Raw genomic sequence first — 21,721 nt, forward strand, 5'->3', positions numbered from 1 at the left:
CCGTCGTTGCGAAGGCTACCGGGCGGTTCGAGCGGTGATCATGTACGGAGATGCCGCGCCGTTCCGTTCCGCCGGAGCTGTACTTCGTCGTCTCGGCCGTCTTCCACTACCTCGGGCCGGCGTTCGCGGTGCTGCTGTTCGTGCGCGTCGACGTGCTCGGCGTGGCCTGGCTGCGGATCGCCTCGGCGGCGGTCGTGTTCGCTGTGTGGCGACGGCCGTGGCGGGTGTTGCGGCAGCGGCTCGTTCTGGCGTGGGGCGTGCTGCTCGCCGCGATGAACGTGTGCTTCTACGTGGCGATCGACCGGTTGCCGCTGGCGACCGTGGCGGCGATCGAGTTCCTGCCGGTGATCGGGCTGGCGGCGCTGGGCGCGAGGTCGTTGCGGAACGGTGTGGCGCTGGCGCTCGCCGTGCCGGGCGTGTACCTGCTGACGGGCCTGCGGTTCTCGGGCGAGCCGCTCGGCGTCCTGCTCGCCTTCTGCAATGCCGCGCTGTTCGCCGGCTACATCGTCCTCGCCGACCGGGTGGCGAAGCGGCCGTCGCTGGCGGGGATCGACGGCCTTGCGGGGGCGATGCTCGTCGCGGCGGTCGTCGTGACGCCGGTCGGCGGGTGGTCCGCTGCGTCCGTGTTCGATGACCCGGTGGCGCTGTTGGCGGGCGTGGGCGTCGGGCTGTCGTCGTCGGTGATCCCGTACGTGGCCGACCAGCTCGCGCTCGCCCGGCTGTCGCGCGCGACCTACGCGCTGATGGTGTCGCTGCTGCCGGCGACGGCGACCGTCATCGGCGTCGTCGTCCTGACGCAGGTGCCCTCGGTGCGGGAGGTGATCGGGGTGGCGCTCGTCGTGGCCGGCGTCGCGCTCCACCGCGAGTCAGCGGCGGCGGAGGACGCGGCTGTCGTCGGGGCGCCTGAGCGTGAGCCGCGCCGCGTCGCAGTGCTCGAGCAGCGCCTGAGCGAACTTCCGTGACGTCTGAAGCTCGTCCCTGAGGCGAGCGAGCGTGATCTGTCCCTCGGCGCCGATGATCTCCTGCACGCGCCGGCTCACCCCGGCGAGAGCGTCCGGATGAGCCCACATGTTCCGTCCGATCCGCGTCGCCCGTCCCGCGTCTCGCAGGTCGGCGAGATAGCGAACGTCGTCGCCCAGCTCCGCCTCGGTCGGAGGCTCGTGTCCCGCGGCCTTCAGCCGCTCCTCCAGCGCGAGCGCCTCCACCCCGAGCTCCTTCTCGGCCGCCGCGCCGTCGCCGCCGCGAGCCGCCGCCGCCCCACCGTCGCGAGTCTCCGCCGCCGCCCCCTCGCGGGTCTCCGCCGGCCGCTCCCCCTTCGCGATCTTCGCCAGCCGCGCCAGGGCGTCTCGGCTCGGCCCGTGCTTCTTCGCGGCCGGATCGAGGACGACGCCCCCACCGAGGGTGTCCGGCGGCGCGATGGAGCGCACCACCACGTGGTCTCCGGCGCGGGCCAGGAGCGGCTGCTCGAGGCGCAGCTGCCAGAACCGGCCGCCGAGCTCCGCCAGCCGGCCGGGCGCCTCGCGCGTCCCGTGGTGCACGTGCACGCGCTGGCCGTGCTCGGCGTCATGCAGCTGCAGCGCCGCGTCGATGACGTACGTCGGCGCGACCCCACCGAGGACGTCGCCGCGCGCGACCTCCCGGACCTCGACGCCGGTCAGGTTCACCGCGACGCGCTGGCCCGCCTGGGCGCGCTCGACCGGCTCATCGTGAACCTGCACCCCGCGCACGCGCGCGCGCCGGCCGCTCGGCTGGATGGCCAGCTCGTCGCCGCGGCCGATCGAGCCCGACCACAGCGTCCCGGTGACCACCGTGCCGGCTCCCTTGATGGTGAAGGCGCGGTCGATGTGGAGGATCGGCTCGTCGTCCGGCCGGACCCGGCCGGGCAGCGAGGCGGCGACGCGGTCGAGCGCCGCGGCCACCCGGTCGACGCCCTTCGCCGTCTTCGCCGAGCACGCCACGACCTCCGCGTCCGGGAAGAGCTCCTGCGCCTCCAAAGTTGCCATCTCCGGATCGGCGACGTCGGACTTCGTGATGGCGACGACGCCGTGCTGGACGCCGAGGCTGGCGAGGACGGCGGCGTGCTCGCGAGTCTGCGGCATCACGCCGTCGTCGGCGGCGATGACCATGAGGAAGAGGTCGATCCCGGTGGCGCCGGCGACCATGGTGCGGACGAAGCGCTCGTGGCCGGGGACGTCGACGACCGAGAGGCGCCTGCCGCTCGGCAGCTGCAGCGGCGCGTAGCCGAGCTCGATCGAGATCCCCCGCTGTTGCTCCTGCGGCAGCCGGTCGGTGTCGACGCCGGTCAGCGCTCTGACGAGCGCCGTCTTCCCGTGATCGATGTGCCCTGCGGTGCCGAGCGTCAGCGGAGCCAAGGCCGTCGATCGTCGCAGACGACCGCTCAGGGTTCGTCGATGCGACTACGCTCGGATTCGATGGCTCGGTTGTTCGGCTCTCGCCAACCCGCGGCACAGCGGCCGTCGCTGTCGCTCGACCGGATCGGCCCCACGACGCTCCCCGCGCCGGACCACATCGCGATCTGGCCGCTCGAGCGCGGAGAGGTCGGGATCGACGTCTCCTACGCAGGCTCCACCGGCATCGAGCTCGCCCGCCGCGTCGAAACCGCCCTCCTCGACGCCGGAGTCCAGGCGTCGGTCCGCCGCGACCCCGAACGCGACTGGTGGTCGATCCGCCTGACCGTCCCGCCGCTCGTCGTCGGCGACATCGTCGACCGGTTCCTGGCGAGCACCCGCTAGAGCGCTCGCACCGCCGCCGCGACCTGCTCGACCTCTTCGGCCGTCAAGGTCCGGGGATCAAGGAGGAACCGACCGTCCGCGACGCGACCCATCACCGGCGGGTCGCCGGCGCGGAGCTTCTTCGCGAGGTCATCGGGTCGGCCGTCGAGCACAACCACCGGCCCCTGCAGCTCCAGCAGTGGAAGCGCTCCACCGCCGACCTTCGCGGTGCTATCGACGAGCGTGCCACCGGTCGCCTCCGCCAGCCGCTCCGCCTTCCCCGTGGGGTCCTCGGTGAGCATCCTGAGAACAGGGATTTCGGCGATCGCGCGCTCTGGGTCGCGGTAGAGATCGAGCGTCGCCTCGAGCGCGGCGAGCGAGAGCTTGTCGATCCGCAGCGCCCGCGCAAGCGGATGACTGCGGCACTTCGCGATCGCATCGTGGGTGCCGACCATCAGCCCGGCCTGCGGACCGCCGAGCAGCTTGTCCCCGCTGAAGCACGTCACCGCGGCGCCGGCCCTGACGCTGCGCCGGACGGCCGGTTCGTCGTGAAGGACCTCGATCTCCGCGAGGTTCCCCGACCCGACGTCGTCGACAACCGGCTTGCCGATGCGGCAGAGCTCCTCGATCTCGACCTCCTCGGTGAAGCCCACGACGCGGAAGTTCGAAGGGTGGGCGCGGAGGATCAGGTCACCCTCGGCTCGGGCGTAGTCGCTCAGCCGCGTGCGGTTCGTCGTCCCGACCTCGACCAGTCGGGCGCCCGCCTGCTCGACGACCTCGGGAATCCGGAAGGCGCCGCCGATCTCGACGAGCTGGCCTCTCGAGACGATGACCTCCTTGCCAAGCGCGGCGACCGCCAGCAGCACCGCGGCCGCGCAGTTGTTGACCGCCATCGCGGCTTCGGCGCCGGTGATCTCGGTGAGCACCCGCTCGACATGTGCGTGACGAGAGCCCCGCCGCCCGGTCTGCAGATCGAGCTCGAGGTTCGAGTACCCCTCCGCCGCCGCACTCACGGCCGTCCGCGCCGCCTTCGAAAGAGGAGCCCGCCCGAGGTTCGTGTGCACCACGACCCCCGTCGCGTTCAACACGCGCGTTAGCGACGGCTTCAACCGATCGCGAGCCCGCGCGACGAGATCCACCTCATCGCCGGCCCCGGCGAGTAGCTCCACCCGTCGCTCATCGATCACAACCCGCGCGACCGAGACCGCCGCCCGCTCGCTCACTCCGGACCCCGTCACCCGGGCGGCCAGCTGGTCGACACCGGGAAGCGCGCGCAGCCGCGTCGAGACCTCGTCGGACGAGGTCGTCACCGCGGAACGGTCCCCTCGACCCACTCGCCCTCTTCCTTCTTCCAGATCGGAGCGCGCGCCTTCACCTCATCGATGATCTCCCGCGCCCCCGCGAACGCCTCGCCCCGATGAGGAGCCGAGACAGCGACGAGCACCGAAGGCTCACTCAGATCCACCCGCCCGATCCGATGCTCCACCGCCGCGGCACAAAGCCCATGCCGCTCCACGGCCGCCTCCGCGATCGCCCGCATCGCCGGAAGCGCCATCTCCTCGTAGGCCTCGTAATCGAGATACGGAACCTCCCGCGTGACGCCATGGAACGTCACGACAGCACCGGCCCGCGGATCGCGAACGGCCTCCACCAACGAGTCCAACGACAGAGCGTCCGTCCGCACCGCCGCATGAATCCGAGGAGGCTCCCCACCACTCACCGGAGGAACCAGAGCCAGCTCATCCCGCTCGTTGAGCACCGCGCTCTCATCCGCGTACTCCCGGTTCACGGCCATCACCACCCGAAGCCCATCCGTGAGCTCACCCACGGCCGCCAGTGCGTCTCGGACCCGGGCGCCGTCGGGAAGTTCGAGCTCGATCTCTCGCTTCCCGGCCCGCTCGCGGAGCTGGGCGAAGAGACGGACGGTGACCTTCATCGGGGGTCATGGTCGCACGGCCCGGTCTACGATCAGGGCCATGGCCACGGAGGAACGTCTCAGCGTCGCCCCGATCGTCGGCAAGGACGATCCGCGCCGCTTCACCGACTCGGGGATCGAGATCAAGCCGCTCTACACCGAGGACGACCTCCCGGCCGACCTCGCCGAGCGGACGGGCGAGCCCGGCGATTACCCCTTCACGCGCGGTCCGCATCGCGAGATGTACCGCAAGCAGACCTGGACGATGCGCCAGTACGCGGGCTACGCGTCGGCGAAGGAGTCCAACGAGCGGTACCGGTACCTGCTCTCGAAGGGCGGCACCGGCCTGTCTATGGCCTTCGACCTGCCGACCCAGCTCGGCCTCGACTCCGACGACCCGCGCTGCCTGGGCGAGGTCGGGCGGACGGGCGTCGCGATCGACTCGATCGACGACATGCGGACGGCGTTCAACGAGATCCCGCTCGACCAGGTCTCGACGTCGATGACGATCAACGCGCCGGCATCGGTGCTGCTGCTGCTCTACCAGCTCGTCGGCGAGGAGCAGGGCGTGCCGAGCGAGCAGCTCCGCGGCACGACCCAGAACGACATCCTCAAGGAGTACATCGCGCGCGGGAACTTCATCTACCCGCCCGAGGGCGCGATGCGGCTCACCACGGATCTCTTCGCGTACTGCAAGGAGAACGTGCCGAAGTGGAACACGATCTCGATCAGCGGCTACCACTTCCGCGAGAAGGGGTGCTCAGCGGTCCAGGAGGTCGGGTTCACGCTCGCGAACGGGATCGCGTACGTGCAGGCCGCGATCGACGCGGGCCTGCACGTCGACGACTTCGCGCCGCGGCTCGCGTTCTTCTTCAACGGCCACAACCACGTCTTCCAGGAGGTCGCGAAGTTCCGCGCCGCCCGGCGGATGTGGGCGCGGATCATGAAGGAGCGGTTCGGGGCCGAGAACCCGAAGTCGCTGATGCTGCGGTTCCACACGCAGACGGGCGGCGTGACGCTGACCGCGCAGCAGCCGGTCAACAACATCGTCCGCGTCGCGCTGCAGGGCTTCGCCGCGACGTGCGGCGGCACGCAGTCGCTGCACACGAACGGCTTCGACGAGGCGCTCGCGCTGCCGACGGAGAACGCGGCGAAGGTCGCGCTCCGCACGCAGCAGATCCTCGCCCACGAGTCGGGCGTCGCCGACAGCGTCGATCCGTTCGCCGGCTCCTACTTCGTCGAGGCGCTGACCGACGAGATCGAGTCGCGCGCGCAGGAGCTCATCGACCGGGTCGACTCGATGGGCGGGTCGGTCAACGCGGTCGAGTTCATCATGAAGGAGATCGACGACTCGGCCTGGGGCTACCAGGAGCGGTACCGGATCGAGCAGGACATCGTGGTCGGCGTGAACAAGTACGTCGAGGACGACATCGAGGTGCCGGAGACCCTGCGCGTCGACCCGCAGTCCGAGCACGATCAGGTCGAGCGGCTGAAGGCCTTCAAGGCGAAGCGCGACCAGGACCTCGTGCAGAAGCGCCTCGAGGAGCTCCGCCAAGCGGCGAAGGGCACCGACAACCTCCTGCCGGTCATCAAGCAGGCGTTGAAGGACGAGTGCTCGATCGGCGAGGTCTGCGGCGCGATGAAGGACGTCTTCGGCGAGTACCAGCAGGCCGCGAGCTTCTGAGCAGCGCATAACTGGGGTCAGACCCCATGCATGCGCATGATTGGGGTCTGACCCCAATCATGCGCGGGGGCGGATGTCCGGCGCCCGAGGCCTCTTGCCGACATGGCACGAGGTCCGAGGCAGGAGGTGGCGGGCGGCATCCACCATGTGCTCTCCCGCGGGAACCGCAAGGCGACGATCTTCCGGGACTCGACCGACTACCGCCGCTTCGCTCACTCGATCGACCTCGTCGCTCAGCGGCACGATTGGCAGTGGCTCAGCTACTGCCTCATGCCCAACCACATCCACCTCGTCTTAGAGACGCCCCGACGCACGCTTGGAGCCGGGATGCGCGTTCTGCTGGGCGACTACGCCCGCCGCTTCAACGACCGCTACGACCTCGTCGGGCACGTCTACCAGGGCCGGTTCAAGTCCTTCGTCGTGACGACGGATGCTTACTTCGCGCAACTCATCCGCTACGTCGCGTTCAACCCAGTGGAGAAGAAGCTCGTCGAACATCCCGCCGAGTGGCCCTGGAGCAGCTGCGGCCGGCTGCTCTCGCGCGCGGCGGACTCGCAGTCGGCGGGAGCTCGCGTCGACGACCTCCTCGCGGTGTGGGGCGGCGAGCCCGGCCGCCGCTACGAGCGACTCATCGCCACCGAACCGGGCCCCGGCGACCCTCTCGCGCGAGCGCTCCTCGAAGCGCCACGCCCGGAGCTGGCTGAGCTCCTCGACGAAGCCGGCTCCGCTACCTCCATCGCAGCGGCGCACGAAGCTGGTTACTCACAGGAAGCGATCGCCCAAGCGCTCGGGATCCATCAGACGACCGTCAGCCGCCGGCTGCGCATGAATGGGGTCTGACCCCATTCATGCGCGGACCCCGGGGCGGTCCGTGCCGGCAGGACCAGGGACCCACGCCAGGGGCTCCCCCGATGTACCCGGGGGCCGGGGCGGCGAGGGTGCCGGGCATGACGAAGCGCCTGACTCTCGCCGCGACGCTTGCCGCGCTCGCCGTGACTCCTGCAGCGGCCATTGCCGGCACGACCTCCTACCGCGTCGACGCGAGCGGCAGCGGGTCGTACAAGCTGAACATCGACCTGAGCGCGAACGGGTCGACCGAGACGAGCAGCGTCGACGCGACGTTCGCGTGGAGCTCGTTCATCGCGGCGGTCACGTTCGACGAGCAGGGGCGTCTCGTCGGGATCGTCGAGCAACCCGATCAGCCGACGACGCTCACCGGCGCGCTGACGCGCAAGATCGACCTCGTCAGCCCCTCCGCGCCCGACCGGGCGATCCACACGACGTGCCAGGGCGCGGACGTCACGGACGCGCCGATGTCCACGACGAGCATGCAGCGCGTCTCCGACCACGTGATCTCGTTCAAGCCGTTCGAGCACGTGACCTTCGCCGATCACCAGTGCTCCGACGGCAGCAAGGGCGCGTTCGGCATCTTCGACGACGAGAGCGACCCGCACGCGCTCTGGCACCCGGAGGGCTTCACCGAGTTCGAGCAGCGCTTCGAGCTGCCGAAGGAGGCGATCGGCTCGGGCCGCATCGTCCAGTGGGTCAAGCCCGACGCGGCGCAGCTGATCCCGCAGGCGTGCCCCGGCTACTCCCAGGCGCCGGGCGAGAAGTGCACCGCGACGATGGACTGGGCCGGCTCAATCACCTTCACGAAGATCTCCGACAACCCGCTCGAGCCCGCGCCGCTCACGCCGCCGCCGGCGCCGCCGAACAAGATCGACGCACCGCCCGTCGTGGACGACCTTCTCGCGCCGCTCGTGCCCGTGAAGGCGAAGGTCGCTCCGGGCGCGAAGACCGTTTCGTTCACGGCGGGCTGCCCGTCCGGCTGCACCGGCACCGCCGTGATCACGACGAGCGGCGCGACCGCACGATCCGCAACCGCCGCGAAGAAGGCCAAGCCGCTCGCCAAGCTTCGCTTCCGCATCGCGGCAGGCGCGCCCCGCACGATCCGCCTCACCATCCCCGCCGCCGCCCGCAAGAAGCTCCGCCGCGCCAAGCGCGCGACCCTCGCGATGACGCTCACCCCCAGAACCGGCGCCGCCAAGCGGACCACCCTGCGCCTGCGATAGCCCGCGCTACGGTCCCGCGACGATGCGAGCCGTCTTCTCCTTCCCCACCACGGTGAACGAGAAGGCCGCGCGCGTCGTCGCGGGCTGCGTGTTCGCGATCGGGGTCACCATCCTCGCGACCGGCGCGTACTGGCTCCATGCCGCCCTCTTCGCCGGCTTCGTCCTTCGCGTCGCAGCCGGCCCGTCGCTCAGCCCGCTCGCGCTGTTCGCCGCGCGCGTCGCCGCCCCGCGACTCGGGCCACCGAAGGACGTGCCGGGACCGCCGAAGCGCTTCGCCCAGGCGATCGGAGCGGCGATCTCCGGCGCCGCCGCGCTCCTGGCCATCGCCTTCGAGGCGAACGCAGCGGCCGCAGTGCTGACCGTGGTCCTGATGACCGCGGCGGGCCTCGAGGCGTTCGCAGGCCTCTGCCTCGGGTGCAAGGTCTTCGCTGTGCTCATGCGCGCCGGAGTGATCCCCGAGCGCATCTGCGCCGAGTGCGCGGACATCTGGTCGCGGCCCGCGCGCGAAGCCGCTTGACGCTCCGGACGACGTTCGCATTGCGCCGGGAGGAGAACCCGCCGCCACCGCCAATGTCGGCGCGATGGCCGAAGCGCAGCGCACCCTCGTGAAGTCCCCGCCCGAGCTCTGGGCGGAGGTCTCCGATCAGACCGCCCTGACACGCCACCTCGGCGCGTTCGGGGACATCCGCATCACCCGGACCGAGCCCGAGACCACCGTCGCCTGGGAGGGCGATCGCGCCAGCGGCACGGTGGAGCTCGCGCCGGCCGGGTGGGGCACGAAGGTCATCGTGACCGCCGAGGAGCCCGCTCCCGAGCCGCCTCCGTCCCCGGCGCCCGCGGCCCGGCGCTCGTTCCTCCAGCGCCTGCTCAGACGCAACCCCAAGGCCGCCGAAACGCTCAGGGACGAGCTCGAGCGGCTCGAGCAGCCGCCGCCGGTCGACGCGGACGAGGTGCTCGCCGGGATGCTCAACACGCTGGGCGCGGACCACAAGCGTCCCTTCAGCCACTGAGCGGGTGACACGCGGCGGCGGGTACTGTTCGCCGCCGCATGACGCCCGCTCGACCGCATACGCCCGACACCCAGACCGCCCGCAAGTCGGAGAACCGCGGCTCCGCGAAGCCCGACCGCCAGAAGCCGCCGGAGACCTACGACGAGAAGCTCGCGCAGCTCGAGGACCTGCGCCTCGCCGCCGCCCACTCCTCCCCCGAGGCCGAGGAGAAGCAGCACGCGCGCGGCAAGATGACCGCGCGCGAGCGGATCGAGAAGCTGCTCGATCCGGGCTCGTTCCAGGAGCTCGACACGTTCGTGCGCCACCGGACGCACGACTTCGACATGCAGAAGAACCGGCCGTGGGGCGACGCCGTCGTCACCGGCCACGGGACGATCGACGGCCGCCGCGTCTGCGTCTTCTCCCAGGACTTCACCGTCTTCGGCGGCTCGCTCGGCGAGGTCATGGGCGAGAAGATGTGCAAGGTCATGGACCTGGCGGCGAAGATCGGCTGCCCGGTCATCGGCATCAACGACTCGGGCGGCGCGCGCATCCAGGAGGGCGTCGTCTCGCTCGGCGCCTACGGCGACGTCTTCGTGCGCAACGTCAAGTGCTCGGGCGTGATCCCGCAGATCAGCCTGATCATGGGCCCGTGCGCCGGTGGCGCGGTCTACTCGCCCGCGATCACCGACTTCATCATGATGGTGAAGGAGACCTCGCACATGTTCATCACCGGCCCCGACGTCATCAAGACGGTCACCGGTGAGGAGGTCGAATTCGAGGAGCTCGGCGGCGCGATGTCGCACAACTCGAAGTCGGGCGTCGCTCACTTCGCCGCCGACGACGAGGAGCAGTGCCTCGAGGACGCGCGCTACCTCTTCAGCTTCCTCCCGCAGAACAACCTCGAGACGCCGCCGCGCGTCCTGCCGAGCGACGACCCGATGCGCATGGACGAGGAGCTCGACAGCGTCGTCCCGGACAACCCGACGAAGCCGTACGACATGCGCGACGTCGTTCACCTCATCGTCGACGACGGCGAGTTCTTCGAGGTCCACGAGCACTACGCGCGGAACATCATCTGCGGCTTCGCGCGGATGGACGGCTACGCGATCGGCGTCGTCGGCAACCAGCCGAACCAGCTCGCCGGCGTGCTCGACATCGACGCGAGCGCGAAGGCCGCCCGCTTCGTGCGCACGTGCGACGCGTTCAACATCCCGCTGCTGACCTTCTGCGACGTCCCCGGCTTCCTGCCCGGCACGAGCCAGGAGTGGGGCGGCATCATCCGCCACGGCGCGAAGCTGCTGTACGCGTTCACCGAGGCGACCGTCCCGAAGGTCACCGTCATCACGCGCAAGGCGTACGGCGGCGCGTACGACGTCATGGCGTCCAAGCACCTGCTCGCGGACTTCAACTTCGCGTGGCCGACGAGCGAGGTCGCGGTCATGGGCCCCGAGGGCGCGGTGAACATCATCTACCGCAAGGACCTCGCGAGCTCGCCGACGCCGGAGGACCGCCGCGCGAAGCTCATCGCCGACTACAAGGCGCGCTTCGCGAACCCGTACACGGCGGCCGAGCGCGGCTACATCGACGACGTGATCATCCCGCACGAGACGCGGCCGAAGGTGATCACGGCGTTCGAGACGCTGCTCACCAAGCGCGAGCCCGGGCCGAAGCGCAAGCACGGCAACATCCCGCTGTGAGCTGATGGCCGGACGGACCCGGCCGAGGGGGAACCGGACGCCTTCTCGGAGCGAAGATGGCAGATTGCCGGGCATGTCCCGCCTGCTGCTCGCTGTCCTGACCCTGCTCCTGGTCTCCGCCGCCCCCGCCCACGCGGCGTTCACGCTCGCCAACCCGTCGGCCAAGCCGACGTCGGTCAAGGCCGGCGCGCACTCCGACTTCACCACCCACGTCGACACGCAGGGCGGGGACATCAAGAGCCTCGTCCTGCACCTGCCGCCCGGTCTGATCGGGAACCCGCAGGCGACGCCGCTGTGCCCGCTGCAGACGTTCCGCGCGAACGGCGGCTGCCCGGACAACACGCAGATCGGCGAGGCGAGCAACAAGCTGACGCTCGACGCGCTCGGCGTCCCCGCGTCGGCGGGCGGCCCGATCTTCAACGTGCAGCCCGAGGGGAGCGAGCCGGCGCGGCTCGGCATCCGCGTGGACTCACCGGTCCCCGGCGGTGCCCCGACGCTGCTCGAGTCGGTCGCCTCGACGCGGCCGACCGACCAGGGCCTCGACTCGACGCTCGACAACATCCCGAACAAGGTCGACGGGATGGACATCACGATCACGGCGCTCGACGTCGTGCTCTACGGCCGGGCGGGCAAGGCGAAGAACGGCAAGCCGTTCATGACGAACCCGACGAGCTGCGCCGAGGCGCCGACGGTCTTCGAGGCGACCTCGTACGCGGGCGAGAAGTCGAGCGCGACCGCCGCGTTCACGCCGACCGACTGCGACGCGCTGCCGTTCGACCCGTCGTTCTCGGCGCTCGTGTCCGGCGAGACCCGCGAGGCGGGGCATCCGACGCTCGTCACCACCGTCGGCCAGGTCGACGGCGAGGCGAACACACGCAAGGTGCAGGTCGTGCTGCCGACGGACTTCGGCGTCTCGCTGTCGAACCTCGGCCGCGCGTGCGTGCCCGAGGCGTTCGCGGCCGACCAGTGCCCGGAGGCCGCGACGGTCGGCGCCGCGACGGCGGTGACGCCGCTGCTGACGTCGCCGCTGGCCGGGCCGGTGCTGTTCGTCGTGGGGTCGGCGAACCTGCCCGACCTCGTGCTGAAGCTGCGCGGCCCGCTGAGCATGACGCTGCGCGGCACGAACGCGTTCGCGGCGGGCGGCGGTCAGGAGACGACGTTCGACGGGTTGCCCGACGTGCCGCTGTCGAAGTTCGAGCTCGCGTTCACCGGCGGTTCGACCGGCCTGCTGACCGCGACGCATGACCTCTGCCGCGGCACGCCGCCGCGCTTCGGCGCCACGTTCACCTCGCAGGCCGGCAAGGTCGTCACGAAGACGGTCTCGGCGACGGTCGAGGGCTGCCCGCCGGCCAAGCCGACGATCCGCTTCCGCCTCAAGGGCCGGTCGCTGCGGCTGACCGTGCTCGGCAACGGGACGCGGCTGAAGCGGCTGCGGATCGCGCTGCCGAAGGGCGTGTCGCTGAGCCAGAGCGCCCGTGGCTCGGTGTCGGGCGGCAACGCGAAGGGCTCGAAGCTCAGCCTCAAGGGCAAGGTCATCACGCTGACGGTGCCGGGTGCCGGCGCGCGGACGCTCGGGCTCGCGATGCGGTCGGGCTCGGTGAAGGGCGTCAAGCTCCTGCGCAAGCGGGCGGCCCGGATCACCGTCACGCCGGCCAAGGGCAAGGCCACGGTCAAGCGGCTGAAGGCGAAGTGACGACGGACGAGCGGACCGAGCCGAAGCTCGTCCGCAAGCTCCGCGACCAGCGCGCGACGCACCGCGACCGGAACGTCGTCGTCCGGTCGCTGTTCGTCGCCGTCGGGTTCACGTTCCTGCTCGGCGGGCTGGCGATGCTCGTGCTGCCGGGGCCGGCGTTCGTGGTGATACCGATCGGGCTCGCGCTCCTGTCGCTCGAGTTCAAGTGGGCGGAGAACGCGCTGGAGACGTCGCTCGAGCAGGCGGCGAAGGCGCAGCGCAAGGCGGCCGAGACGACCACCACGCAGCGGTGGCTGACCGCCGCGGCGGTCGTGCTCGCCGCGGCCGCGTTCGTCGCGTGGGCGGTCGTCGGCGACGTACCGCTCCTGCCCGTCTGAGCGGACGGGCGTCCGAGGGGGTGCGTCCGGCACGTTAGGCTCGCCCACCATGTCCCATCGCCCGTTGCGCGTGGCGGCCTCGCTTGGCTGCGCCGTCGCGCTCATCTCCCCCGCCGTCGCGTCGGCCGCCAAGAACGACGTCACGGTGATGACCCGCAACGTCTACCTCGGCGCCGACCTCATCCCGCTCGCCACCACCCCGGCGGACCAGTTCGAGGAGGCGGCGAAGTCGCGGTACCAGACGGTGCTGCGCAACGACTTCCCCACGCGCGCGAAGGCCATCGCCGCCGAGATCGCCAAGACCAAGCCCGACATCGTGGGCGTGCAGGAGGCCGCGATCTGGCGCACGGGCCCCAAGGACGGCTCGGCCACGAAGGCGTCCGACACCGTGTACGACTCGACCGAGGTGCTGCTCAAGGAGCTCGCGCTGCGCGGCACGCGGTACAAGGTCATCCGCGGCCGTGACTGGTTCGACTTCGAGGCGCCCGCCGTCGACCAGGACGTGCGGCTCACGCAGCGCGACGTGCTCATCGCGCGCGTCGGGTCGAAGGTGAAGTTCGGCAAGTCGTTCTCGGGCGGCTTCAAGAAGCACTTCGATCCGCCCACGCCGATCGGCATCGCGCAGCAGCTGCGCGGCTACGTCGGCGTCGACGCGAAGATCGGCACGAAGAAGTTCCGCGTCATCACGACGCACCTCGAGGCGTACAGCCCCGCCGATGCAGACGCGCAGATGAAGGAGCTGCTCGCCGGCCCGGCGAAGTCGAAGAAGCTGCGCACGATCCTCATGGGCGACTTCAACTCGGCACCGGGCGCGAACGCGAACGACCGCGGCACCTCGCGTGCCTCGAACGCGTACTACTCCGCGATCGACGCCGGCTTCCGCAACCCGCTGCCGAAGCGGCTGACGTGCTGCCAGCCGGAGGACCTGCACAACTCCGAGCCGTTCGAGACGTGGATCGACCACATCATCGCCCGGCCGAAGGTGAAGGTCGTCAAGAGCTCGATCGTCGGCAACAAGATGGTCGGCTCGCTCTGGCCGTCCGACCACGCGGGCATCGTCGCCACCCTGCGGCTGGGGTAGATGCACCGCCGCGTCTTCGCCGCCGTCCTCGTCGTCTGCGCCGCCGCGGTCCCCGCGGCGGCGGAGGCCAAGGTGCCCGTGATCCACGCGCACCGGGGCGGGTCGTTCATGATGGGCCGGGCGGTGTTCGCGGAGAACACCATGCCCGCGTTCCGTGCGGCGGCGAAGGCCGGCTACGTGCTCGAGCTTGACACGCGCGTGACCGCCGACGACGGCGTGATCGTGCTGCACGACGACTCGCTCGATCGCACGACGTCGTGCTCGGGCAAGTCGGCGGCGTTCACGCTCGCGCAGGTGCGGGCGTGCCCATCCGACGTGCTCGGCAGCCCGCTGAGCGAGCTGGGCTCGAAGCCGCATCCGGGCGGCCCGCCGCCGCCGCTGCTCGCCGACGTGCTCGCGATGGCGCGCAAGGCGGGGGCGACGCTGAACATCGAGATCAACGACTTCGACTCCGAGGGGCACGCCGCCAACCGGGTGCTCGACGTCATCGCCGCGTCCGGGGTCCCCGCGCGGCGGCTCATCATCCAGTCGTTCTTCCCGCCGTCGCTGGACATCGCCCGGCAGCGGATCCCCGGGGCCGCGCGGTCGGTGCTGGCGCTGAAGGCGTTCGGCGAGGGAGCGTTCGGCGCGGCGGCCTCGACGAAGTCGGCGTGGGTCTCGCCGCAGTGGCCGGTGTCGCGCACGTACATCCGCCATGCGCATGCGCGCGGGCTGAAGGTCGTGCCGTTCACGCTCGACCGGCCGCTGGCGGTGCGCACCGCGACGCGCCTGGGCGTCGACGCGATCATCACCGACGATCCGGCGATGGCGCGCCGCGTCGCGCGGCGGGTGGGTTGAGAGCGCGGAGCCTCGCGCTCGCCGCCGTCGTCGCCTGCTCGGCGACCGGCGTCGCGGTTGCGCAGCAGGAGGGCGACGACACGCGCGCGCCGCAGGGCTCGTCCGTCGGCGATGGCGAGAGCGGGCCGCCGCGGATCGCCGCGGCGATGCGCCGCGCGACCGGCGGTGCGGGCTGCCGGGTCCGCGCGTTCTCGAGCCGCGGGCGCGCGCACGCCTCGGGCCCGATCACCTACGACCAGACGCCGCCCACGTCCGGGACGCACGACGAGGTGTGGGCCGACTTCGGCGTCTACGAGAAGCCGATCCCCGAGCGCTTCCTCGTGCACGATCTGGAGCACGGCGGCGTCGTCGTGCAGTACGGCGCGCGGCTGTCGACCGCCGGCGCGGAGGCGATCGGCCGGTTCTTCACCGACGAGCCCGGCTACCTCGTCATCGCGCCGCGCGCGTCGCGGCGGCTGCGGCCGGCCGAGCCGGCGCTCGGCCTGCAGCGCTTCCCGCTGCGCGGGTTCGTCGCGACGTCGTGGCAGCGGCGGCTCGTGTGCACGTCGAGCTCCGACCGCGCGATCGGCGCGCTGAAGGCGTTCGCGCGGCGCTACCGCGGCGCGGGCCCGGAGGAGATCGACGCGGTGAACCCCGGGGGCCGTCGCCCCGACGGCCTCGCCGCGCCCACCGTCGCCGGCAGCTGAGCGCACCAACGGGGTCAGGCACCGTGCGTGCATGACCGGGGTGTGCACGCACGGTGCCTGACCCTAGATGTGCACGGTCTGGGCGGTGACGGCGCGGGAGCGGAGCGCGTCGACGGCGGCCGTGGCGATCGCGAGGTCCTGGATCGCGAGGCCGGTGGAGTCGAAGAGCGTCACGGCATCGGGGCCGGGGCGGCCGGGCGCGTCGCCGGCGAGGACGGCGCCGAGGTCGGTGACGCGGTCGCGGGTGACGAGCCCGGCTTCGACCGCGCCGGTCAGCTCCCCGCCGTGGGACGCCTGGGCCCACTCGTCGCAGAAGAGCGCGCAGGAGGCGACGGCTCCGACGGTCGCCTCCGCCTTCCCCGGGCCGTCGGCGCCGAGCATGTTCAGGTGCAGGCCGGGATGCAGGTCGCCCGCGTCGACGACGACCTGCGCGCCCGGCGTGACGCAGCAGACGACGTCACAGCGCAGCGCGTCGCTGCGTGAGCCGGTCGACCAGCCGAGCTCGGACGCGAGGCGCTCGGCCGCCTCGGGCTGCGGGTCGAAGCAGACGCCCGCGGCGTAGCCGGCGGCGGCCATGCAGCGCGCGGCCCAGCTGCCGTAGACGCCGCAGCCGACGATGCCGACGCGCTCGGCGTCCTCCCGGGCGAGCGCGCGGGCGGCGACCGCGGCGACCGCGCCCGTGCGCAGCATGGTCACTGCGCCCGCGTCGAGGAGGGCGAGCGGCTCGGACGTCGTCGCGTCGGAGACGACGAGCAGGCCGATGACCGTCGGCAGGCCGCGCGCCGGGTTGCCGGGGAACGATGAGATCCACTTGAGGATCGCCAGGTCGCCGCCGCGCGCCGGCATCGCACGGAAGTCGCCGTGGCCGGGCACGTCGAGGTAGACCTTCGACGGCATGACCCACTCGCCGCGCTGGTGCTTGAGGAACGCGTCGTGGGTGGCAGCGATCGCCGCCTCGGGCGAGACGGCGGCAAGGACCGCGTCGCGGTCGAGAACGGGCAGGTCGGGCACGGCGGGTGACGCTAGCGACTCGCGGGGCGACGACTCGGCGGGGAGAGAGGCGTGGCGGCGAGAGGACTCGGGCCGAGCGGCAAGGGCGTGGGTTGGCGGGCCGTGGGACACTGCCGCCGTGGAGACGGTGACCGGCGACCGGCCGCGGATCCTCGGCCTTCGGCGGGCCGGGCCCGATTCGTGGGTCACGACCGCGGTCGGGCTGTGGATCGTCACCGGGATCGCGTGCACGATCGCCTGGTCGCTGGCGGGCGCTCCGGGGCGGTGGCCGGTGTGGGTGTGGTTCGGCGTGGGCGCCCCGGTGGCCGCGGGTGCCGCGCTGCGCGCCGCGTGGCGGGTGAGCCCGGGCCCCGCGCGGTGGGCGGCCGCGCACGCGGGTCTCGCCGTGGTGACTTCGACCGCGCTTGCGGTGATCTGGTGGCTGACGGGAGCGGGCGACTGGCTGTGGTGGTCGCTGCTCGGGATCGGCGTCGCGTTCACCGTGCACGCGCTGCTCGCGTTCGCCGACCAGCTGCCGCCGCGCCCGCGCGAGCGCGCGCTCACCGCGCGCGTCGACGAGCTGCAGCGCAGCCGGCGCGGGGCCATCGGCGCCCGCGACGCGGAGCTGCGGCGGCTCGAGCGCAACCTCCACGACGGCGCGCAGTCGCGGCTCGTGGCGCTCGGGATGCTGCTCGCCCGTGCGGAGGCGCGCCTCGACCCCGACTCGGAACCCGCCGACCTGCTGCGCCGCGCGCGGTCGGAGGTCGGCGCCGCGGTCGGCGAGCTGCGCAGCCTCGGCCAGGGCCTCGCGCCGCCGCTGCTCTCCGAGCGCGGGCTCGTCCCGGCCGTCGAGGCGCTCGCGCTGCGGTCGCCCGTCCGCGTGCGCGTCGTCGCCGACGTGCCCGGCCGGCCGCAGGCGGAGGTCGAGACCGCCGCGTACTTCGTCGTCGCCGAAGCCCTGACCAACGTCATGAAGCACGCCGGTGGCGCCAGCGCCGAGGTGGAGCTACGGGTTGGCGACGGCCGGCTGTGCGTCGCCGTTATCGACGACGGCGCGGGCGGCGCCGACCCCGACGGCTCCGGCCTCGAGGGCCTGAAGCACCGCGTCGAGGCCCTCGACGGTCGACTCGAGGTCGTCAGCGAGCCGGGCGAAGGGACGACCGTGAAGGCGGAGCTGCCGTGCGCGTCGTGATTGCGGAGGACCAGGTTCTCCTGCGCGAGGGCCTCGTGGCGCTGCTGCGGGAGCACTCGATCGACGTCGTCGGGCAGGCGGACGACGGGCCGGGGCTGCTGCGGCTCATCGCGGGCCATGACCCGGAGCTCGCGATCGTCGACGTCAGGCTGCCGCCGACGTTCACCGACGAGGGGATCCGTGCGGCGCTGGAGGCGCGGCGGACGCGGCCGGGACTGAACGTGCTGGTGCTCTCGCAGACCGTCGAGCCGACGTACTCGCAGGAGCTGTTCTCGTCCGGCGAGGGCGGGATGGGCTACCTGCTCAAGGAGCGCGTCGTCGACGTGAAGGTGTTCCTCGACGCGGTCCACCGCGTCGCCGCCGGCGGGACGGCGCTGGACCGCGAGGTCGTCAAGCAGCTCGTCCGCGGGCGCGACAGCGGCACCGGCGACGCGGCGCTGGGCGAGCTGTCGATGCGCGAGCGCGAGGTGCTCGGCCTCATGGCCGAGGGCCGGTCGAACGCCGCGATCGCGCGCCATCTCGTCGTGACGCCGAGCGCCGTCGAGAAGCACGTCTCCAGCATCTTCACGAAGCTCGAGCTGCCCGCCTCCGGCGACGACCACCGGCGCGTGCTCGCGGTGCTCACGTGGCTGGGCGAAGGCGCACGCGCCTGAACTGAGGACAGCCACAGGTCGCCAACTCCGGCTGACCACAGGCCCAACCTCCACCCGGCCCCATGGTGAAGGAAGTCCCCAGCGGGAAAGCTCCACACACCCATGCCCGGAGAGCTTCGCGACGACGTCCAGCCCTGTGCCAACGAGACCGCCGACCGCATCGCGACGGGCGTCGTCACCGTCCTGCCGATCATCGGGCTGCTCTTCGTCGGCTGGCAGCTGTGGAACGACCTCCTGCACCCGAGCGACCTGATCGTCTTCGCGATCCTCTACGTCCTGACCGGGCTGGGGGTCACGGTCGGGTTCCACCGCCTCTTCACGCACCGCAGCTTCACCGCGCCGACGCCGGTGCGCGCGACGTTCGCGATCCTCGGCTCCGCTGCGATCGAGGGACCGATCATCAGCTGGGTCGCCGACCACCGCAAGCACCACGCGTTCTCGGACGAGGAGGGCGACCCGCACTCGCCGCACGGGCACGGTCACGGCTTCAGGGGCACGCTGAAGGGCCTGCTCCACGCGCACGTCGGCTGGCTCTTCCTGCACGACCAGCGCGGCTCGCACGACCGCTACGCCAGGGACCTCCAGGCCGACCCGGTCATCGCGTGGATCAACCGGACGTTCCTCGTGTGGGCGATCGGCGGCCTGGTCGCGGCGTTCGCGCTCGGCTGGCTGATCGGCGGCAGCCTCGAGACCGCGCTCACCGGCCTGCTGTGGGGCGGCGCGGTCCGCATGCTGCTGCTGCACCACGTCACGTACTCGATCAACTCGATCTGCCACGTCTTCGGCCGCCGCGCCTACGACACGACGGACCGGTCGGGGAACGTCGCGTGGCTCGCGCTGCCCTCGTTCGGCGAGTCGTGGCACAACAACCACCACGCGTTCCCGACGTCCGCGCACCACGGCCTCAAGCGCCACCAGGTCGACGTCTCGGCGCTCGTCATCCGCGGCCTCGAGCGCGTCGGCCTCGCCACCGACGTCAAGCGTCCCGTGCCCGAGCGCCGCGCCGCGCGGCCGGCGACGACGCCGGCGGACGCCTGAGCGGAGTACGCTCCCGCGGCGATGCCGAACCGCCGCCCGAAGCTCGAGCTGCTCGGTTCCAGCGCGTCTCCCGAGGAGGCCGCGGCGGTCATCGCCGCGGTGGAGCACTTCCTGCGGCAGACCGCTCCCCCGGTCGCGACGGAGCCCGCCGCGCCCAATCCGTGGGTCCGGACGGCGATGATCGAGGCCGTCGAGCGGGAACCGCCGCAGCGCTGGTAGCCGCGGTTCCCACAGCGGGATCTGAAAACCCGTAAAGGCACCCGGCTTTTGTTTGTATAGTGCCGTCGATGTCGGCACGCCAAGGCACCCTCGCCAACCCCGAGGTCTACGAGAACGTCCCCGGCCAGATCATCCCGATCCTGGAGAAGGAGTTCGACGACTTCGACACCGAGGCGAAGCGGTTCCTCGATGGTCAGTACGAAGAGACCGAGTTCATCAAGTTCCGCCTGAAGCAGGGCGTCTACGGCCAGCGCCAGGCCGACGTGCAGATGATCCGGGTCAAGCTTCCGTTCGGCGGCGTCAGCCCCGAGCAGATGGAGGCCTTCGCGGACGCGATCGAGAAGTACGTGCCGCTCAAGAAGGGCCACATCACGACGCGGCAGAACATCCAGGTCCACCACGTCCCGCTCCCGGACGCCGCTGCCTACATCCGCGACGTCAGCGACGCCGGGCTCTCCTCCCGCGAGGGCTGCGGCAACACGATGCGCAACGTCACCGGCGACCCGTGGGCCGGCGTCACGCATGACGAGCTCTTCGATCCAACGCCCTACGCAGGCGCGTACGTCCGCTACTTCGTGCGGCACCCGACGACGCAGGGCATGCCGCGCAAGGTCAAGACCGCGTTCGACGCGACCGACCGCGACCGCGCCATCACCGGCATCCACGACGTCGCGTTCATCCCGCGCATCCGGGACGGCAAGCGCGGCTTCAAGATGGTCGTCGGCGGCGGCACGGCGATCATGCCGCGCCTCGCGCAGACGCTCTACGAGTTCGTCGGCGCCGACGACGGCGAGTACCTCCGCGTCACCGAGGCCGTGCTGCGCATCTTCGACCGCCAGGAGTGGCTGCGCGTCAACCGCGCCCGCGCCCGGATCAAGGTCTTCGTCGACAAGTACGGCATCGACGAGCTCCGCCGCCAGACGGAGGAGGAGCTGCAGGGCGATTGGGTCAACGAGCGCGACTTCGACGTCGCCGCCCGCTCGTTCATCCACGACGAGGAGGCCAACGCCCCCAAGGCCGGCACCTTCGCCAGCCCCAACGGCGACCTCACGCAGTACGAGAAGTTCGCCCGCTCCAACGTGCGCCCGCAGCGCCAGGAGGGCTTCGTGACGGTCGAGGTCGCGGTTCCGCGCGGCGACCTCTCGCCCGAGCAGTTCCGCGGCCTCGCGGCGATCATGCGCGACTACTCCGGCGGCTACGCCCGCACGACGGTCGCGCAGAACATCGTCCTGCGCTGGGTGCGCGAGGAGGCCGCCTACGAGGTGTGGCAGCGGTTGGGCGAGCTCGAGCTCAACGAGCCCGGCGCGCAGGAGATCACCGACGTCATCAGCTGCCCGGGCACCGACTCGTGCAAGCTCGGCATCACGAGCTCGATGGGCCTCAACCTCGCGATCCGCGAGCGCCTGGCCGAGATCGACGTCACCGACGAGCTCACCCGCCAGATCAAGATCCACATGAACGGGTGCCCGAACGGGTGCGGCCAGCACCACATCGGCAACATCGGGCTCTACGGCGCGTCGATCAAGGTCGGCGAGCACACCCTGCCGGCGTACGTCGCGCACATCGGCGGCTCGTACGCCGACGGCGGTGCGCGTTTCGGGACGCGCCTGAAGGTCCGCCTCCCCGCCAAGCGCGTGCCCGACGCGATCGAGCGCTGGCTGAAGATGTACGAGGCCGAGCGCAACGACGGCGAGTTCTTCAACGTCTACGCCGACCGGGTGGGGATGCAGCGCTTCGAGGACGAGGTCCGCGATCTCTCGCTGCCCATGGAGTTCTCCATCGAGACGATGAACGCCTTCATCGACTGGAGCCGCAACGTGCCCTTCCAGGTCATCCGCGGCGAAGGCGAGTGCGCGGTCTAGG

The 21,721-nt window shown here is 71.6% G+C and carries 22 protein-coding genes; 18 read left to right on the forward strand and 4 right to left on the reverse strand.

Annotated elements, in window-relative coordinates; translation table 11 throughout:
- Window positions 1–50: 50 nt before the first annotated feature.
- The gene (locus AC1UE4_RS15140) at window positions 51–962 is read left to right on the forward strand and encodes an EamA family transporter (RefSeq protein WP_482918067.1); all 912 of its coding nucleotides are present in this window, start codon (window positions 51–53) and stop codon (window positions 960–962) included.
- On the opposite strand, the gene selB is transcribed toward AC1UE4_RS15140, so the two are convergent.
- Entirely contained in the window at window positions 867–2,372 is a 1,506-nt protein-coding gene (selB, locus tag AC1UE4_RS15145; protein WP_482918068.1) for a selenocysteine-specific translation elongation factor, read from the reverse strand. The genes AC1UE4_RS15140 and selB overlap by 96 nt on opposite strands.
- 60 nt (window positions 2,373–2,432) lie before the next feature.
- Here selB and AC1UE4_RS15150 point away from each other — a divergent pair, with 60 nt between their 5' ends.
- Complete coding sequence (locus tag AC1UE4_RS15150; RefSeq protein ID WP_482918069.1) at window positions 2,433–2,753, forward strand: hypothetical protein; 321 nt, start codon at window positions 2,433–2,435, stop codon at window positions 2,751–2,753.
- Here AC1UE4_RS15150 and selA read toward each other — a convergent pair.
- The gene (gene selA, locus AC1UE4_RS15155; RefSeq protein WP_482918070.1) at window positions 2,750–4,042 is read right to left on the reverse strand and encodes an L-seryl-tRNA(Sec) selenium transferase; all 1,293 of its coding nucleotides are present in this window, start codon (window positions 4,040–4,042) and stop codon (window positions 2,750–2,752) included. The genes AC1UE4_RS15150 and selA overlap by 4 nt on opposite strands.
- Window positions 4,039–4,668, reverse strand: coding sequence for a molybdenum cofactor biosynthesis protein (locus AC1UE4_RS15160; protein WP_482918071.1), 630 nt, complete (start codon window positions 4,666–4,668; stop codon window positions 4,039–4,041). The genes selA and AC1UE4_RS15160 overlap by 4 nt, the downstream gene beginning before the upstream one ends.
- Before the next feature lie 40 nt (window positions 4,669–4,708).
- On the opposite strand from AC1UE4_RS15160, the gene AC1UE4_RS15165 reads away from it, so the two are divergent.
- The 11 genes from AC1UE4_RS15165 to AC1UE4_RS15215 all read left to right on the forward strand — a co-directional run bounded on the left by AC1UE4_RS15165 (window position 4,709) and on the right by AC1UE4_RS15215 (window position 15,766).
- Window positions 4,709–6,331 carry an acyl-CoA mutase large subunit family protein gene (locus AC1UE4_RS15165; RefSeq protein ID WP_482918072.1) on the forward strand — a complete coding sequence of 541 codons (1,623 nt, stop codon included), beginning with the start codon at window positions 4,709–4,711 and terminating at the stop codon, window positions 6,329–6,331.
- A gap of 102 nt (window positions 6,332–6,433) precedes the next feature.
- Window positions 6,434–7,171, forward strand: a complete 738-nt coding sequence (locus AC1UE4_RS15170) for a transposase (RefSeq protein WP_482918073.1) — start codon at window positions 6,434–6,436, stop codon at window positions 7,169–7,171.
- A 107-nt stretch (window positions 7,172–7,278) separates the two neighbouring features.
- Window positions 7,279–8,403: a hypothetical protein gene (locus AC1UE4_RS15175; RefSeq protein WP_482918074.1), complete on the forward strand. Its 1,125-nt coding sequence runs from the start codon at window positions 7,279–7,281 to the stop codon at window positions 8,401–8,403.
- 22 nt (window positions 8,404–8,425) lie between these two features.
- Window positions 8,426–8,920, forward strand: a complete 495-nt coding sequence (locus AC1UE4_RS15180; RefSeq protein WP_482918075.1) for a DUF4395 domain-containing protein — start codon at window positions 8,426–8,428, stop codon at window positions 8,918–8,920.
- 64 nt (window positions 8,921–8,984) lie between these two features.
- Entirely contained in the window at window positions 8,985–9,413 is a 429-nt protein-coding gene (locus AC1UE4_RS15185) for a hypothetical protein (protein WP_482918076.1), read from the forward strand.
- Between the two features lie 38 nt (window positions 9,414–9,451).
- Complete coding sequence (locus AC1UE4_RS15190; RefSeq protein ID WP_482918077.1) at window positions 9,452–11,092, forward strand: acyl-CoA carboxylase subunit beta; 1,641 nt, start codon at window positions 9,452–9,454, stop codon at window positions 11,090–11,092.
- 73 nt (window positions 11,093–11,165) lie between these two features.
- A complete protein-coding gene (locus AC1UE4_RS15195) occupies window positions 11,166–12,785 on the forward strand; it encodes a hypothetical protein (RefSeq protein WP_482918078.1) in 1,620 nt (539 codons plus the stop codon).
- Window positions 12,782–13,162, forward strand: coding sequence for a PGPGW domain-containing protein (locus tag AC1UE4_RS15200; RefSeq protein ID WP_482918079.1), 381 nt, complete (start codon window positions 12,782–12,784; stop codon window positions 13,160–13,162). Before AC1UE4_RS15195 ends, AC1UE4_RS15200 begins: the two co-directional genes overlap by 4 nt.
- 49 nt (window positions 13,163–13,211) lie before the next feature.
- Window positions 13,212–14,243, forward strand: a complete 1,032-nt coding sequence (locus tag AC1UE4_RS15205) for an endonuclease/exonuclease/phosphatase family protein (protein WP_482918080.1) — start codon at window positions 13,212–13,214, stop codon at window positions 14,241–14,243.
- A complete protein-coding gene (locus AC1UE4_RS15210) occupies window positions 14,244–15,080 on the forward strand; it encodes a glycerophosphodiester phosphodiesterase (protein WP_482918081.1) in 837 nt (278 codons plus the stop codon).
- Complete coding sequence (locus AC1UE4_RS15215; protein WP_482918082.1) at window positions 15,077–15,766, forward strand: DUF3105 domain-containing protein; 690 nt, start codon at window positions 15,077–15,079, stop codon at window positions 15,764–15,766. Before AC1UE4_RS15210 ends, AC1UE4_RS15215 begins: the two co-directional genes overlap by 4 nt.
- Window positions 15,767–15,829: 63 nt before the next feature.
- Here AC1UE4_RS15215 and AC1UE4_RS15220 read toward each other — a convergent pair whose 3' ends face one another.
- Window positions 15,830–16,777, reverse strand: a complete 948-nt coding sequence (locus AC1UE4_RS15220; RefSeq protein ID WP_482918083.1) for an ornithine cyclodeaminase family protein — start codon at window positions 16,775–16,777, stop codon at window positions 15,830–15,832.
- Window positions 16,778–16,895: 118 nt separating this feature from the next.
- On the opposite strand from AC1UE4_RS15220, the gene AC1UE4_RS15225 reads away from it, so the two are divergent.
- The 5 genes from AC1UE4_RS15225 to AC1UE4_RS15245 all read left to right on the forward strand — a co-directional run bounded on the left by AC1UE4_RS15225 (window position 16,896) and on the right by AC1UE4_RS15245 (window position 21,720).
- A complete protein-coding gene (locus AC1UE4_RS15225) occupies window positions 16,896–17,948 on the forward strand; it encodes an ATP-binding protein (protein WP_482918084.1) in 1,053 nt (350 codons plus the stop codon).
- The gene (locus tag AC1UE4_RS15230) at window positions 17,936–18,601 is read left to right on the forward strand and encodes a response regulator transcription factor (protein ID WP_482918085.1); all 666 of its coding nucleotides are present in this window, start codon (window positions 17,936–17,938) and stop codon (window positions 18,599–18,601) included. Before AC1UE4_RS15225 ends, AC1UE4_RS15230 begins: the two co-directional genes overlap by 13 nt.
- 102 nt (window positions 18,602–18,703) lie before the next feature.
- On the forward strand, window positions 18,704–19,639 hold the full coding sequence (locus tag AC1UE4_RS15235) for an acyl-CoA desaturase (RefSeq protein WP_482918086.1): 936 nt from the start codon (window positions 18,704–18,706) through the stop codon (window positions 19,637–19,639).
- Window positions 19,640–19,660: 21 nt separating this feature from the next.
- Window positions 19,661–19,858 carry a hypothetical protein gene (locus AC1UE4_RS15240; protein ID WP_482918087.1) on the forward strand — a complete coding sequence of 66 codons (198 nt, stop codon included), beginning with the start codon at window positions 19,661–19,663 and terminating at the stop codon, window positions 19,856–19,858.
- Between the two features lie 68 nt (window positions 19,859–19,926).
- On the forward strand, window positions 19,927–21,720 hold the full coding sequence (locus AC1UE4_RS15245) for a nitrite/sulfite reductase (RefSeq protein ID WP_482918088.1): 1,794 nt from the start codon (window positions 19,927–19,929) through the stop codon (window positions 21,718–21,720).
- Window position 21,721 lies beyond the last annotated feature (1 nt).

Source organism: Parviterribacter kavangonensis, from assembly GCF_056863335.1.